General features: G+C 54.5%; 13 protein-coding genes. 11 read left to right on the forward strand and 2 right to left on the reverse strand.

Annotated elements, in window-relative coordinates:
• Window positions 1-31 precede the first annotated feature (31 nt).
• The 10 genes from eprS (at window position 32) to AO388_RS16050 (ending at window position 11827) form a co-directional block, all read left to right on the forward strand.
• A complete protein-coding gene (eprS, locus tag AO388_RS16010) occupies window positions 32-3046 on the forward strand; it encodes an autotransporter serine peptidase EprS (protein ID WP_058416721.1) in 3015 nt (1004 codons plus the stop codon).
• 90 nt (window positions 3047-3136) lie between these two features.
• A complete protein-coding gene (locus AO388_RS16015) occupies window positions 3137-6253 on the forward strand; it encodes an autotransporter serine protease (RefSeq protein WP_058416722.1) in 3117 nt (1038 codons plus the stop codon).
• A gap of 592 nt (window positions 6254-6845) precedes the next feature.
• Window positions 6846-8192, forward strand: a complete 1347-nt coding sequence (locus tag AO388_RS16020; RefSeq protein WP_058416723.1) for a DUF6861 domain-containing protein — start codon at window positions 6846-6848, stop codon at window positions 8190-8192.
• An 11-nt stretch (window positions 8193-8203) separates the two neighbouring features.
• Window positions 8204-8812 (forward strand): GAD-like domain-containing protein, encoded by a 609-nt coding sequence (locus AO388_RS16025; RefSeq protein WP_024648680.1) that lies wholly within the window; start codon window positions 8204-8206, stop codon window positions 8810-8812.
• A 160-nt stretch (window positions 8813-8972) separates the two neighbouring features.
• A complete protein-coding gene (locus tag AO388_RS16030) occupies window positions 8973-9296 on the forward strand; it encodes a hypothetical protein (protein WP_058416724.1) in 324 nt (107 codons plus the stop codon).
• A gap of 133 nt (window positions 9297-9429) precedes the next feature.
• On the forward strand, window positions 9430-9711 hold the full coding sequence (locus tag AO388_RS29380) for a hypothetical protein (RefSeq protein ID WP_058416725.1): 282 nt from the start codon (window positions 9430-9432) through the stop codon (window positions 9709-9711).
• Between the two features lie 42 nt (window positions 9712-9753).
• On the forward strand, window positions 9754-10086 hold the full coding sequence (locus tag AO388_RS16040; RefSeq protein ID WP_058416726.1) for a hypothetical protein: 333 nt from the start codon (window positions 9754-9756) through the stop codon (window positions 10084-10086).
• A gap of 98 nt (window positions 10087-10184) precedes the next feature.
• Entirely contained in the window at window positions 10185-10865 is a 681-nt protein-coding gene (locus tag AO388_RS16045; protein ID WP_058416727.1) for a hypothetical protein, read from the forward strand.
• Entirely contained in the window at window positions 10846-11214 is a 369-nt protein-coding gene (locus AO388_RS27650) for a hypothetical protein (protein ID WP_222944501.1), read from the forward strand. The genes AO388_RS16045 and AO388_RS27650 overlap by 20 nt, the downstream gene beginning before the upstream one ends.
• Window positions 11215-11536: 322 nt before the next feature.
• Window positions 11537-11827 (forward strand): hypothetical protein, encoded by a 291-nt coding sequence (locus AO388_RS16050; RefSeq protein WP_058416728.1) that lies wholly within the window; start codon window positions 11537-11539, stop codon window positions 11825-11827.
• Window positions 11828-11879: 52 nt separating this feature from the next.
• On the opposite strand, the gene AO388_RS16055 is transcribed toward AO388_RS16050, so the two are convergent.
• The gene (locus AO388_RS16055) at window positions 11880-12434 is read right to left on the reverse strand and encodes a BRO-N domain-containing protein (protein ID WP_058416729.1); all 555 of its coding nucleotides are present in this window, start codon (window positions 12432-12434) and stop codon (window positions 11880-11882) included.
• A 339-nt stretch (window positions 12435-12773) separates the two neighbouring features.
• A complete protein-coding gene (locus AO388_RS16060) occupies window positions 12774-13193 on the reverse strand; it encodes a very short patch repair endonuclease (protein WP_058416730.1) in 420 nt (139 codons plus the stop codon).
• Window positions 13194-13221: 28 nt separating this feature from the next.
• On the opposite strand from AO388_RS16060, the gene AO388_RS16065 reads away from it, so the two are divergent.
• Window positions 13222-14862, forward strand: coding sequence for a DNA cytosine methyltransferase (locus AO388_RS16065; protein WP_058416731.1), 1641 nt, complete (start codon window positions 13222-13224; stop codon window positions 14860-14862).
• The last annotated feature ends 2 nt before the right edge of the window (window positions 14863-14864 follow it).

Consider the following 14864-nt stretch of genomic DNA (forward strand, 5'->3'; position numbering starts at 1 on the left):
TCAAGAGCCAACCAGTATCAGGTGTGCAGGGATGCAAAAGTCGAAGTGCGTGGGTGTTGTCCGTTATTCGTTCAAGCCTGTAGCAACAGGCGCGCTTTGTGCGCTGTCTTTTACGTTTGGCTGCTCGGCTTATGCTGACTATGTCGAACAGGGCAAGCCGGGTGACGCGGCCAGTTGGCGGTCGGCAGAATTCCAGAGCGATTGGGGGCTGGGCCGTATCCAGGCTGATCAGGCTTACGCCGCTGGCATCACCGGGGCCGGCGTCAAGATCGGTGCGCTGGACTCGGGTTTCGACCCGTCCCACCCGGAAGCCACGCCATCCCGCTACCACGCAGTCACCGCTACCGGTACTTACGTTGACGGCTCGCCGTTCAGCATCACCGGTGCCATCAACCCGAACAACGACACCCACGGCACGCACGTCACCGGCACCATGGGCGCGGCGCGCGATGGCGTCGGCATGCACGGCGTGGCGTATAACGCTCAGATCTACGTCGGCAACACCAACCAGAATGACAGCTTCCTGTTCGGCCCCAACCCCGACCCGCAGTATTTCAAGGCGGTGTACGGCGCCTTGGCGGATGCCGGCGTGCGCGCCATCAACAACAGCTGGGGCAGCCAGCCGGCCGACGTGACCTACGCCACCGAAGCAGGCGTGCGCGCTGCCTACGCTCAGCACTACAACCGCGGCACCTGGCTGGACGAAGCGGCGAATGTCTCGCGCAAGGGTGTGATCAACGTGTTCAGCGCCGGCAACAGCGGTTACGCCAATGCCAGCGTGCGGGCGTCGCTGCCGTTTTTCGAGCCGGACCTCGAAGGCCACTGGCTGGCCGTGTCGGGCCTCGACAGCAGCAACGGTCAACGCTACAACCAGTGCGGCCTGTCCAAATACTGGTGCATCACCATGCCCGGTCGGCTGGTCAACAGCACCGTGCCGGGCGGTGGCTACGGCATTAAATCCGGCACTTCCATGTCCGCGCCGCATGCCACTGGCGCGCTGGCGCTGGTGATGGAGCGCTTCCCGTACATGAACAACGAGCAGGCGCTGCAAGTGCTGTTGACCACCGCCACCCAGCTCGACGGTTCGATCACCCAGGCACCGACCAACAGCGTCGGCTGGGGTGTGGCAAACCTGGAGCGGGCGATGCGCGGTCCCGGCCAATTGCTCGGCACCTTCGATGCCAATCTGGGCGCAGGTTTGACTGATGTGTGGAGCAACGATATTTCCGATCAGGCGCTGATCCAGCGTCAGGCCGAGGACAGCGCCGAGCAGGCCACCTGGCAGCAAACCCTGATCAGCAAAGGCTGGCAGAACGGCGTTGCCAGCACCGCCAGCCAGCAGGATCAGGCCGATTACGCCACCGGCACCGCTCGCGCCGCTGCTGCTGCGCAACGCCAGTATCAGGGCAGCCTGATCAAATCCGGCGCAGGCCGCCTGATTCTCGACGGCGCCAACACCTATCGCGGTGACACGCTGGTCAATGGCGGCGTGCTGTCGGTCAATGGGTCGCTGGTGTCAGCCGTGCAGGTCAATGCCGGCGGCACACTGGGCGGCAATGGCCAGATCGGCGGGCTGACAGCGCGCAACGGCGGTATCGTCGCGCCGGGCAATTCCATCGGTACATTGCAGGTCAATGGTGATGTGACCCTCGAGCCGGGTTCGACCTACGCCGTGGAGCTTTCACCGACCGCCAGTGACCGCATCGTCGCCACTGGCAGCGCTACCGTGTCAGGCGCGAACATGACGCTGGCTCTGGAGAATACAACGCCAGTGGCCTTGAGTTCTGCACCGATCCAAAGCGTGGTAGGTCGCCAGTACAACGTGCTGCAAGCTGCCAACGGTATCAACGGTATCAACGGCCAGTTTGGCAGCGTCTCTTCCAACTACGCCTTCCTCGGTGGCCGACTCGACTACTCAGCCACCGGCGTGGCACTGAACGTCGAGCAAACCGCCGCTTTCAACAGCGTGGCGCAAACTCCTAATCAGGCTGCCGTGGCGACTGCCGCCGAACAACTCGGCGCCGGTAACGCGGTGTACGAAAACCTGCTGCTTACCCAGAGCGCCGCCTCCGCACGCGACAGCTTCCAGCAATTGTCCGGCGAAATTTACCCGGCCATCGGCAGCATGCTGATCAACGACAGCCGCCAGGTCCGCGATGCGGTGGGTGAGCGCCTGGGCGCCAGCGTGTTTGGCACCGATGGCAACACTGCCGCACAAGATAACGTCTGGCTCAAAGCCCTGGGCGCATGGGGCAAGACCGACTCGCGCGACGACACCGCCGGTTACACCTCCTCGATTGGCGGGCTGCTCGCCGGTGTCGATGGCAACCTTACCGATGACACACGTCTGGGCGTGGTCGCGGGCTACAGCGACAGCTCATTGAACATGGGCTCCGGCACGCATTCCCGGGCTTCGGTGGACAGCTACCACCTGGGCGCTTACCTCGGCCATGAAATCGGCGCACTGCGCCTGACCCTCGGCGGCGCGCACAGTTGGCATCGTATCGACGCACAACGCGACGTGCAGGTCGGCGGTGCAGCGGGCAAGGAGAAAACCAAACACGACGCACAGAGCACCCAAGTGTTCACCGAGGCGGCGTATCGCATTCATCTGCAACCCGCGACGCTTGAGCCGTTCGCCAATCTGGCCTATGTCCACCTGAACACCGATGGCTTCACCGAGAAGGGCGACGCTGCAGCGCTGTCTGCCGGTAGCGACAACCGTGATGCGGTACTCAGTACCCTGGGCCTGCGTGCCCTGAAGAGCATCGCGATCAGCGACCGCCAGAAGGTCGACCTGTCCGGCAGCCTCGGCTGGCAGCACAACCTGAGCAACACCAACTCCGAACAGCATCTGGCGTTTGCCTCCGGTGGCAGCAGCTTCGCTATCGAAAGCTCGCCACTGGTGCGTGACGCTGCGCTGGTGGGTGCTCATGCCAGCCTGGCGTTGAGCAAAGAGGCGAGGATCAGCCTCGATTACAGCGGTCAACTGGCCAGTCGTGAGAAAAGTCACGGTGTGGGCCTGAGTCTGAACTGGCAGTTCTAAGCAGTACGCAACCCTAAAACCAAAAGAACGACGCGCATGCAAATGCATGCGCGCGGAGATTCGTGCGCGTTAACTAAGGACGGTAGCTTGATGAAAGATGTATTCAACACCCGACACACCTCTGTCAAACCCCTGGGCCACGCCATTCGGGCGATCAATCGCGCCTCCTGCGGCGCGCTCGCCTGCTACCTGGCGACACTGGGCGTGGCGCATGCCGCACCGTATGTGGAAGCAGGGCAGGCGGGCAATGCGGCCAGCTGGCGCAGTGCCGAATTCAATGCCGACTGGGGCCTGGGCGCGATCAATGCTGATCAGGCCTACGCTGCAGGCTACTCGGGCAAGGACATCAAACTGGGCATCTTCGACCAGCCGGTCTATGCCCCGCATCCGGAATTCGACAGCCCCAACAAGGTGGTCAATCTGGTCACCAGCGGCATCCGCGAGTACACCGACCCGTATATCCCGGTGAAGGCGGGCGACGCTTTCCGCTACGACGGCGCACCGAGCCTGGACTCCGGCGGCAAACTCGGTAACCACGGCACCCACGTCGGCGGCATCGCCGGTGGCAATCGCGATGGTGGTCCGATGCACGGCGTGGCCTACAACGCGCAAATCATCAGCGCCGACAACGGCGACCCAGGCCCGGAAGACGGCATCGTGCTGGGCAACGACGGCGCTGTGTATCAGGCCGGCTGGAACGCGCTGGTCAACAGCGGCGCGCGGGTCATCAACAACAGCTGGGGCATCGGCATTACCGACCGTTTCAGCAAGGGCGGTCGCGATCCGGCGTTCCCGCACTTCACCGTGCAGGACGCACAGGTGCAGTTCGACCAGATCCGCCAGATCCTCGGCACGCGTCCGGGTGGCGCGTATCAGGGGGCCATCGACGCGGCACGCAGCGGCGTGGTGACCATCTTCGCCGCAGGCAACGACTACAACCTCAACAACCCCGACGCAATGGCCGGGCTCGGCTATTTCGTACCGGAGATCGCCCCCAACTGGCTGACCGTCGCCGCCCTGCAACAAAACCCGGATGCCGCAGCGGCCGCCACCACGCCCTACACGCTGAGCACCTTCTCGTCGCGCTGCGGCTACACCGCCAGCTTCTGCGTCTCGGCGCCAGGCACGCGCATCTACAGCTCGGTGCTCAACGGCACCAGCCTTGCAGAGCTGACCGTCGGCTGGGCCAACAAGAACGGCACCTCAATGGCCGCGCCACACGTGGCAGGCAGCATGGCTGTGCTGATGGAGCGCTTCCCGTACATGACCGGCGCGCAGGTTGCCGACGTGCTGAAGACCACCGCCACCGACCTTGGCGCACCGGGCGTCGACGCGCTATACGGCTGGGGCATGATCAACCTCGGCAAGGCTATCAACGGCCCGAGCATGTTCGTGACCGAGGCAGATATTCCTGCCGAATTCCGTATCGACGGCGCCTACGGCGATAGCCAGTTCGTGGCTGACCTGCCTGGCGTCGGTGCGATCGTCGATGCCGGCAAACCGACGCAGCGCACCTGCACCGGGCCGCAATGCGGGCTGGATGTGTGGAGCAACAACATCTCCGGCCACGGCGGCCTGACCAAACAAGGCATCGGCACCCTGGTGTTGAGCGGGGCCAACAGCTACAGCGGCCCAACGCTGGTCAATCAAGGACGCCTGGCCATCAACGGCTCGCTGACCTCTGCCGTCACCGTCAACAACGGCGGCATTCTGGGTGGCAACGGTAGCGTCGCGTCGCTGACCGCCAACCGTGGCGGCACAATTGCACCGGGCAACTCTATCGGCACCCTGCAGGTGGCGGGCAACCTCAACCTGGCACCGGGCTCGACCTACGCGGTTGAATTCTCGCCCACTGCCAGCGACCGCATCGTGGTCGGCGGCACCGCGACCGTAAGCGGCGCCAACATGGCCCTGTCCCTGGAAAACGACAACGCAGCACTGCTCAGCAGCAACCAGACCCGCAGCGTTCTGGGTCAGCAGTTCAACGTACTGCAAGCGGCTGGCGGCATTCAGGGTCAGTTCGGTTCGGTGACGGATAACTACGCATTCCTCGACGGCAACCTGAATTACACCGGCACTGGCGTAACCCTGGCCTTGGAGCGCAATGGCGACAGCTTCGCCAGCGCGGCGCAAACGTCCAACCAACGCAGCGTGGCCCAAGCCATTGAGCAACTGAGTGCAGGCAACTCGGTCTACGAGAGCATCATCCTCAGCCAGGACGCCGCCAGCGCACGCCGCGCATTCACCCAACTGTCCGGCGAAGTGCACCCGGCCATCGCCACGCAATTGATCAACGACAGCCGCCAACTGCGCGACGCCGTGGGTGATCGCCTGCGCGTGGAAGGCTTGTACGACCAGCCAGCACCGGGCACTGAAGACAACTCGGTGTGGGTCAAAGCGCTGGGTGCCTGGGGCAAAAACAGCGGCAGCAGTGACAGCGCCAGCTCGACCTCATCGCTGGGTGGCCTGCTGGCAGGCGTCGACGGCCTGATCAGCGAACACACCCGTTTGGGCGCGATGGCAGGTTACAGCGACACCTCGCTGAGCCTGGGCGACGACACCCACTCGCGGGCCTCGGCAGACAGCTACCACCTGGGCGCCTACATCGGCCACGAACAGGGCGCACTGCGCCTCACCGCAGGCGCGTCGCACAGCTGGCACCGCATCGACGTGAAACGCGATCTGCAATTCGGCGCGTTTTCCGACCGTCAGAAGGTCAAGCGTGACGCCCAGTCGAGCCAGGTCTTCACCGAAGCCGCCTACCGCCTGAACCTGCAACCGCTGGCACTGGAGCCATTCGCCAACCTGGCCTACGTACACTTCGACAGCGACAGCTTCACCGAAAAAGGCGGTGCGACGGCCCTCAAAGGCAGCGACGACACCCGCGACACCGTGCTCTCGACCCTGGGCATGCGCGCCGGCAACCGCTTCAACCTCAACGACACACAAAAACTCGACGTCTCCGCCACCCTCGGCTGGCAGCACAACCTGAGCGACACCTCGTCGGAACAACACCTGGCCTTCGCCAGCACCGGCAACAGCTTCAACGTGCAAAGCGTCTCAATGGACCGCGACGCCGCCGTAGTCGGCGCCCGCGCCAGCCTGGCCTTGGGCAGGGACGCACGCATCAACCTGGACTACAACGGCTTGCTCGGTGCACGGGATAAAACCCACGGCGTGGGCCTGTCGCTGGATTGGCAGTTCTGATGGAGGATGCCTGCGGGGTGCAGTAGCCCCGCAGGCACTCGGTAATAACTATCGTGCCCATACGTACCGTATGACTATCGTGACAATGCTCCGCGTTGGCACGCACCTCGTGACGCTCTGCGTCACATCCAAGCCATCACGCGAATGCTGGATCACTCATAAGTCCAAGCTTCTGCCCGCAGGGCGTGGGAGCAACCGGGGCGGCGATCCGCATTGCTCGCGATATGCCGGGAACCGGCAGAAAAACCTGTGCATGCGGTACATCAGGCACAACCGAGGTGACCTTTTCAGGGCCGCTTCGCAACCGTCGTAACTTCTTCCCAAAACTCCCTATTTTGAGGGGTAGAAGCCTGCTCTCCGGGCTTGCCAAGGCTCGTATACAGACTGCGCGGAAATTCTGGCCAAGTTCAGCTTCACACCTGCACCACACGCGGGAAACCGGAGTCAGTCAACGGCTGCTTTTGAGCCGCCAAAGCGGTTGTACGAATTTTCCGAATTTTTGCGGGCTTCATGTACCCCTCGGATTTTTTTACACTTCTTCTGTTAAGTTGCTCAGGCAGAGCTGTATCAAGAGTTGTCAGGGAGACACTGAATGCTCTTTTTTCACATGCTGCCCTCATGGGATGACATACGGCGAAAGCTTGACCGTGATATCGCGCCCTACAGAGGTGGCCATTTTCGCACGCATCGAAATGAACCCGTCCCGTCGCCCGCGCTGATCATTCGCCGCTTCAATTGTGTCAGGTCCGCGTTCGACCGCGCCGAATCGGAGGCTTGTCGCATACTGGGACAACGTTTCGTTGACCTCGACATCTCCAGCATCATCAAGGACTTGATCGATGTAGTCGCCCAGATGGCCATGATCGTCGTGGGCAGTGCTTTTGTCGGAGGGGTAGCCGGTGCAAGCGCGGGCGCGCTTTTTTTCGGGGTGGGTGCTGCTCCCGGTGGTTTAATGGGCGCTACATTAGGGGCGCAGGCCAGTACTTTCATACTGGGGATTCTTGGTCTGGAGTCCATCGCTGAATCCGTCATCGATGGCTTTCCGCGCATCATTCATTACTACACTCGCGGTATCAGCACAGCATGGCAAGGCCCCCGCGAACAAGGGTGGAGCTCCTTCATGGGAGACGACCCGGTCGCACAGAACAGCGCGGTTCAGGAAATCGCACAAGGGCACGTTGAAGTAGTGATTCTGCTATTGGGCGCGATGGTTCAGTACATCACACGCGGCCGCGGTAACGCTCGTGTTTTGGCAAATGAAATGCGGGCCAGCGCCAAAGGCGAGCGACTGGGCCAGTGGATGCTTGAGCATGAAGATGACCTGAAGAAGCGACCTGATTTGCAGAGGCCGGAGCCGCGTAGGGGGGCGCTTGATACGCAGGAGCCGCCGCAGTCGCCACACCGGCCAGCTGAAAAAGATAGAGAGCCTTCTGGCGCAAAGCCGAATACCATGCCGTTCTTTAAAGTTGATTGCTTTGAAGCTGGTAAATTGCCGGCATCAAAAATCGTTGAGTTCAAACGGCAGTTAAAAGGGCAGGAGAACGGGCTGAATCGTTTGACCGTGGATGAGTATCTGGAAAACATTGCCAACCCAGTTAAGCGTAACCGGACAGTTGCAAAAATCGCACGTAAAAACTTTCAAGCCAAGTTGCAATCAAGATTTCAAGATGAGTATTCGCAATATATGGATCCAGTGATTGCCAAGGCTGAGAGCTTGAAAAAAGCCAAAGAGACTATGGCAAGTTTAGCTGGTCTCCATAATCCTGATCTTAGTGCGGGTGGGGAAGATTTAGTCCGGGACTTTGGTGATCGTCAAGTTAATTCTAGCATCGGCCCTCAATGGAAACCAAGAATTGCAAGTTTGAAAGAGGCTGTAGAAGCGATACCTATGCATCTTCGCAGTAAAACGTATCTTAATGTCGAACTTCATAAGTGTTAGGGTGGAAGGCAATGGACGAAGTATTTTCAGTTTTTCTAAAAACATTCGGCGGACCTGTTGGTCGACAAGAAGTGCCAAAATCTAGTATCGAGCGCTATAAGGGGAAATTACCTGACCTGCTGTTGCATTACTGGAGCGAGCACGGCTGGTGCGGCTACGGCGAGGGGATTTTCTGGATGGTGAACCCGCAGGAATATGAGGGTGTGACAGCATCATGGATTCAAGGCACCGAGTTTGAAAATCAAGACACTTATCATTTGATCGCTCGAAGCGCGTTTGGCGAACTTTATTTTTGGGGAGAAGAGACAGGAGCGTCGCTTAAAATAACTAGCATTGTTTCCCGCTGCACGACCTTTGTATCCAGTCTGCCCAAAGATCAAATGGATAAACGGTTTCAAAATTTTTTATTGTCGGCGGAAGTGGAGTACAACGATTTTGATGATCTGTTTCAGCCTGCGAAGAAGAAGCTGGGTACTTTGAGTCGCGATGAGATGTACGGTTTTGTTCCTGCTATTATGCTGGGTGGGAGTGATGCGCTAGATAATTTGAAGAAAGTAAGGTCAGTAGAGCATCTTGTTTTCCTATCTCAACTTTCTGACCTTGAAGTGTACGATTTTTAATGCAATGTAAAACGATTAGATAGGATCAATTATTTTGATGATGTTCTGTGTGGCTTAGTATCTATTTTTAATCTGTGCTCCCACAGATTGATGTGCCGGAGTTAGAGCGGATAGGTGTTGAGTCACGAGGTTTATTGGGTTTTTTAAGGTGTCCTAAACCATGAAATTTGATTACAGGCTCATCGAGAATAATCTCGTGTTACTGCTTAACGAAATTAAAAGCCAGCCGGAAATTGCTTTTTATACTTCGAGCGAATCGCTTTCCTATAGTGATCAGGTTGAACAGTTGTCTGAGTGGCTGCACGATGCTGGAGAGTATGGGTTGGTTTACGAAAGTATTGTGTCCCTGCTTGAGAGGTTGCCATTTAAATTGTCTGGGAGGGCATCGGTAAAGCTATTGGAGGTTGGCTTGATCTTTGGGTTCAAGACAGAGATGGAAGTAGATATGAAGTTCGATAGGCGTGATTGTAAATTGGGTAAGTGACTTGCTTTAAGGGTTTTTATTAGATGGTTCAGTGCGTATGTAAGATTGCAGGCAGGTTTTATTTTAATTGGTGATGTGTTTTGAGGGGTGACTTGGGTGCTTAGGCTCTGCTATTTTAGGATGTCAAATATCTGTGAAACATAAAAATATCCGACACATGCTAAAAACAGTTTTCTGCTCCGACTTCAATCTGCCAGAAAATGTTGCCATAAACATATATATTAATAGCCTGAATTCCAGCAGCAAAAAACACGAGATGATGCGAGAGCTGGCTGACTGCTTCGATGATCAGGATATATCTTGGCGGGGCCTGCTTGCGAATGATGAATATGAAGTGTTAAATTTCGAAACCGAGCAGGAAGCCAAAGCTTACATAAGGAGAGTGCTCTGGGCATCCTTAGATGAAAAAATCTAAGTCAGGGCTTCAAGCTTTCGATAAAAATTTGGGCGCGGCCTTATGAAGAGAAATTACCAAGCTGCTTTCATAATCCCTCTTGGGGCATCCAAGGTTTTAGGTGATGATGGGTGGGAGTTTGATAGCGGTGAGCGACTTCCTGAAAGCACGGGAGGATATTTAGCTGAGCTTCTAAATCTTGAGTTTATAGAGGAGTATACGGGCATCAGAAGGTATATAAGTAATCAGGTAAACATGTCGATTTTTTTTGACAGCGCTAATGAAGTAGAGAGCATTTATTTCCAAACTTTTGATAACGGTCTGGCTTTGCTTTCTGAAGCCTGCGAAATCGAAGAGGTTGCTTGTCATGCAGAAATCTTTATACCTGAAAAATAAGAGTCTTCAAAAGGAACTACTTGACCGCTTCGGTTGAAAGCTGGGAAGGCGCTAAATGCCTTGGTTGAATAGAGTGTTAAAACGAGGGTTGCTCAGCAATGGCCATGCATAAGCTAGAATTTCGTCATAGAGCCTATCACGGCGATTCTATCGAAACTCGCCATATGCGGTTCATTAAAGAAATCTCTACATTAGGTAACGGCTGGGATTTGAAGGAGTTGGGTAAGTTGCCTGATATAGGCTCCGAGCTTGTTCTGTCCGTGATTCTTGATAGTTCCCTTCCGCCAGGCATCAGAGGTCGGTTGAGTTATCAATATAGACATGAAGGCTATCTAGAAAATAACGCTCAGTACGACGATACGCTTTTCATAGAGTTCTCATCGGAGAGAGTTGATTTCTCGGGTGTCGTGAAAAGACTATTTCCTTCATACGTTAAAGCATTCGGCTGCTATCGTGCCACCCTGCATAACTGGGCTTTGACAAGGCGCGACTGGCCCAAGGTTCTTGATGCATGCGAGGCCACGGGTAAGGACGTGAATGGTAGAGATGGGATTTATCGAATAAACTCAGTCAACTATTTTGATGATGCACTGTGTCGCTTAGAGTTTAATTTGACTCCAAGTCAAATAATCGAGCGTTTAAGAGGTGGCGTTGAGATTGCTAGTGAATTTGAGAATGGCATTCTTTTAATCTATACCTCTCATGAGGTTACTGAGTCAGACCTGGAAGGTATAAATACTGAGGTGCGGAGACTTCTAAATGATAGTCAAGCAGTGTGAGTGGATCTCTAAAGATGCTAAAGAGGCAATGCTGATAATTAGTGACGGTAAAATGCATTGCGCAGCTTTTTCTCATCCATGTTATAGAAGTGCTGGAGATGTGCTGCTTGAACCTCTACTCGCCGTATCAATAAAAAACATAGCCAAGATGAGGTCGGACTCTCAACCATACATACGATGTCTTAGAGATAGTTTGGCACATGAGTTTTTGGCTGAGGTGACTAATCTAGAAAAATCTTTAGTGGTTGCGGGTACATTCATTGTTGAGTTGGATGATCCTTTGCCTGGAGACATAAGCCTCGGGGATATGATCAGTTTCAGCTGTGGGCGTATAGATGTGATTTCCTGATTTTTAAAGATGATGCTGCCGATGTGTCGCCATCGCTGCAACAGATTCGGCAACTGGATTAAATGCTCTACTGTTTTTAGTTTTTTTACATGCATCAAGGGATGCAGGTTCACCAAGCATAGCGCTGGAGAAAAACTATAAATTTCATCATGGTGAAGCGTTGCGAGCTTTCTTCTTGCCCACCTCAAGCCAATGCCAGTTTCGTACAAATTGACTTGGTAGATGGCCTTGACGGACGTCTGCAAACAAAAAATTGATGGCTCAATACCATCATGGTAAAACCTTGCAACAGACGCTCGTCTGTACTCGCTAAGGAATAGCCATGAAAAAGACAGGGACAGGCCTCTTCGCCATACTCGCATTGCTCTGCGCCTTCACCGTGCAGGCTAGAGAAAACCAGGTAACAGACGCCTCAATCGTCAAAGCCATCATCCAGGAATCCATCGACAGCTACCCCGGCAACTGCCCATGCCCCTACAACTCTGCCCGCAATGGTAGTCAATGTGGCAAGCGCAGTGCGTACAGCCGCAAAGGCGGCTACGCGCCCATCTGCTACAAGGACGATGTCACCCAAGAAATGATCAACGACTACCGACGCCGCCTGAAAGACTGATCCGACGAGACACAATGGCCGTCACCCACACGGCACGGCCATCACGCCGCATTCAACCCAACCGAGAAGCAGGCAACACCGCCCGCCACCAAGGCCTGCCTAAACTGCGCGGACGCCCCTCAACCTGCATCTGCGGATGCGCCAACAGCATCGGCATATCCCGCAACCGTATCCACGGCTCGCTGTGCCAGTGCAACAGACTCACCGACAACCCCGGCCACTGCAGCATGCTCAGGTTCGGCGTGCGGTCATCGAACGGCACCTGCCCATCCCGCAACGCAGGCACCACCTCATGGGTAAGCCACTGTCGTAACCCACGATTCTCCGCGTGATAGTGATGCACCATCATCGCGTACGCCCCCGACTCACTGACGATCAGCTCTGACTGTGCTTCGCCGTGCAGGTCGAGCGTGATCATCCGGTGCTGGTCAGCGTCCAGCTTGCGCAGCGTCCGCTCGTTCAAAGGCCAGCCGATCATGCGACCCAGATCGCGGGCGCTGAACCAGGGTTGGTTTTCGAGTAGGAGGGCGAGGAGTTGGCGGTTGTGGCGGTGGAAGGGGGTTGGGGTGAGGGGCGTCGTCTGATTTAGGTTTGTGATGTGCGGCATCTAGGTAATCTCTACATTTTTAGCTTTTTGAGAGCTAGGCGTCGGGAGCTAAGAAACCCCAATGTAGAAAAGGCCGGACGTATTCCCCTTGCGGGTCTTGTATTGGTCCACTCCCGACATATCAGAGATTTTAGAACGCGCAGCCGAAGGCCGCAGGTACAAAAAGCCGCATTTTATCGGAAGCGGTCAGGCCGCTACATTTGAGTTTCTTGGGCGTTTCTTAGGCGCGGTGTAAGGGTATTAGGCATCAGATAGATGGACAAGGTGCTAACGCGTAGGATTTTTCTGAAAAATCGTCGTATCAAATGCCTAGCGTGAGTGATGCTGAGGTCTGCGAAATCATTCGTCCAAGGCCTTCTTTAAATCCTGAAGATAGGCGCTTGTGGTTAGCTCTGGCGCCTTGAGCTGACACTCCCATATTATTATTGTCCTCCAGCCGAGCTGTCTGAGAGCTAAGATTGACTTAGCATCTCTAGCAACGTTCTTGGAAAATTTTTCTGCCCAGAATTCGGGTCTTGTCTTAGGCATCGTTGCGTACCGGCATCCCGGGTGCCGATGCCAAAAACATCCATGTACAAATATACAGGTCTTTAGTTTCGGCAGTACAATGTCGGGATTTCCAGGTAGGTCCTTCCGATGGAGCCGGAATCGAAAGCCATGAGCATGAAGAAATTTTCTCACCAACAGCTCGGGACGAGTGTTCTTCCCCCTGATACCAGACATCATTCTCGATCGCGTCGCACTGTCTACGATGTCCATTACGTTCACCCCTTGGCAGACTTGACAAATGAAAACAGTTGAACCTTTGCAGGTTGTGGACCTTTTTGCTGGTCCTGGCGGCCTTGGCGAAGGCTTTTCTTCCCTAAATAATGGAAAAAGCTTTGAGGTATTAGTCTCCGCAGAGATGGATCCGTTCGCAAGAAATACGCTGAGACTTAGGGCTTTTTACCGTGCTTTGAAAAAACAAAACCCGGATGCTTTAAAAGACTATTATAGATTTTGTGAAACAAACAGCGCTGTCCAACCATGGACAGGAGATAGTTTCGAGCAGTGGAAGTATGCTGACAGCGAAGCGCGTCAAATAAAGTTGGGCAGCATTGAGGGAAATGCAGAACTTGATGCAATACTCGAGGACAGGTTAGATACTAGCAAACCATGGGTTTTAATTGGTGGGCCTCCATGCCAAGCTTATTCTCTTGTAGGACGTGCACGGAATAAAGGAAACTCTGAATATAAAGCTGAGGACGATAGTCGCCACTTTTTGTATAGAGAGTATTTGAGAATAATTCAAAGTAAAAAGCCTGCCGTATTTGTGATGGAGAACGTAAAAGGTATTCTCTCGTCGAAAATAGCAGGAGAACAAATATTTCCCCAGATACTGAAAGATTTGTCAGATCCTGACGCTGCTCTAGGAGTTAAAACCGATAGCGGCTCTAAGTATAAGATTTTTTCATTGGCTTCCGATGATGTATATGAATCTGGGATGAATACTGATGATATTAACCTGAGCAGTTTTGTCGTTCGCTCAGAAAACTACGGGATTCCTCAGAGTCGACATCGAGTAATATTAGTCGGGATTTCTGAAGACTATGTAAGTGGATTGGACAACCTTAAGCTAGTACCAACTAAGGGTGCTACCGTAAGCGAGATGATTGGTACCTTACCACCACTTCGTAGTATCTTATCCCGAGGAAAAGATAACGCCGATGTATGGTGTGGTGACATTCTAACGCACCTAGATGGCCTGTATAAAGATTTAGCTGCATCGGGGAAGCGTGATCTTTCACTTGAAATAGAGTTGAAAATTGTAAGAGAGTCATTCTCAGGTGGGCGACTTAATAACGGTGGTTTACGGGTAAAGAAAGACAAGTTTTGGGATGGTAGTATAAAAGATAGCGGTTTAAATGAGTGGTTTCTGGATTCTCAGTTGGGGGTTTGGTTAAATCATGAAGCGCGCGGTCATATGAGCGCAGATTTAAAGCGTTATGTATATGCCGCAACATATGCTCAGGCGCACAACATATCGCCAAAAGGTCATCATCAATTCGATTTGCCGGGTTTAGCACCTTTGCACAAAAATTGGGAGACTGGAAAGTTTAGCGACCGCTTTAGGGTTCAAGTGAAAAACCAAACGTCATCCACCATCACGAGTCATATTTCCAAAGACGGCCACTATTTTATTCATTATGATCCTAATCAATGTAGGAGCTTGACAGTTAGAGAGGCTGCCCGTCTTCAAACCTTCCCAGACAATTACTTTTTCCTGGGCAACCGTACTCAGCAATACCATCAAGTCGGTAACGCCGTCCCCCCTCTCCTAGCAAGAAAAATCGCCACCGTGATTGAGCGCATTATCGCTCAGAAAAGCACTGCCGCAGATATAGGATTTAAGGACGAATATGAGCTTGCGCTCCCTCTTATTTTATGAGA

Source organism: Pseudomonas sp. ICMP 10191 (assembly GCF_001467335.1).
Classification (GTDB): Bacteria; Pseudomonadota; Gammaproteobacteria; order Pseudomonadales; family Pseudomonadaceae; genus Aquipseudomonas; species Aquipseudomonas cerasi.

Coding starts and splice junctions, on each gene's coding strand:
- eprS (WP_058416721.1), top strand. CDS start 32: ATGCAAAAGTCGAAGTGCGTGGGTGTTGTCCGTTATTCGTTCAAGCCT.
- AO388_RS16015 (WP_058416722.1), top strand. CDS start 3,137: ATGAAAGATGTATTCAACACCCGACACACCTCTGTCAAACCCCTGGGC.
- AO388_RS16020 (WP_058416723.1), top strand. CDS start 6,846: ATGCTCTTTTTTCACATGCTGCCCTCATGGGATGACATACGGCGAAAG.
- AO388_RS16025 (WP_024648680.1), top strand. CDS start 8,204: ATGGACGAAGTATTTTCAGTTTTTCTAAAAACATTCGGCGGACCTGTT.
- AO388_RS16030 (WP_058416724.1), top strand. CDS start 8,973: ATGAAATTTGATTACAGGCTCATCGAGAATAATCTCGTGTTACTGCTT.
- AO388_RS16040 (WP_058416726.1), top strand. CDS start 9,754: ATGAAGAGAAATTACCAAGCTGCTTTCATAATCCCTCTTGGGGCATCC.
- AO388_RS16045 (WP_058416727.1), top strand. CDS start 10,185: ATGGCCATGCATAAGCTAGAATTTCGTCATAGAGCCTATCACGGCGAT.
- AO388_RS27650 (WP_222944501.1), top strand. CDS start 10,846: ATGATAGTCAAGCAGTGTGAGTGGATCTCTAAAGATGCTAAAGAGGCA.
- AO388_RS16050 (WP_058416728.1), top strand. CDS start 11,537: ATGAAAAAGACAGGGACAGGCCTCTTCGCCATACTCGCATTGCTCTGC.
- AO388_RS16055 (WP_058416729.1), bottom strand. CDS start 12,434: ATGCCGCACATCACAAACCTAAATCAGACGACGCCCCTCACCCCAACC.
- AO388_RS16060 (WP_058416730.1), bottom strand. CDS start 13,193: ATGGACATCGTAGACAGTGCGACGCGATCGAGAATGATGTCTGGTATC.
- AO388_RS16065 (WP_058416731.1), top strand. CDS start 13,222: ATGAAAACAGTTGAACCTTTGCAGGTTGTGGACCTTTTTGCTGGTCCT.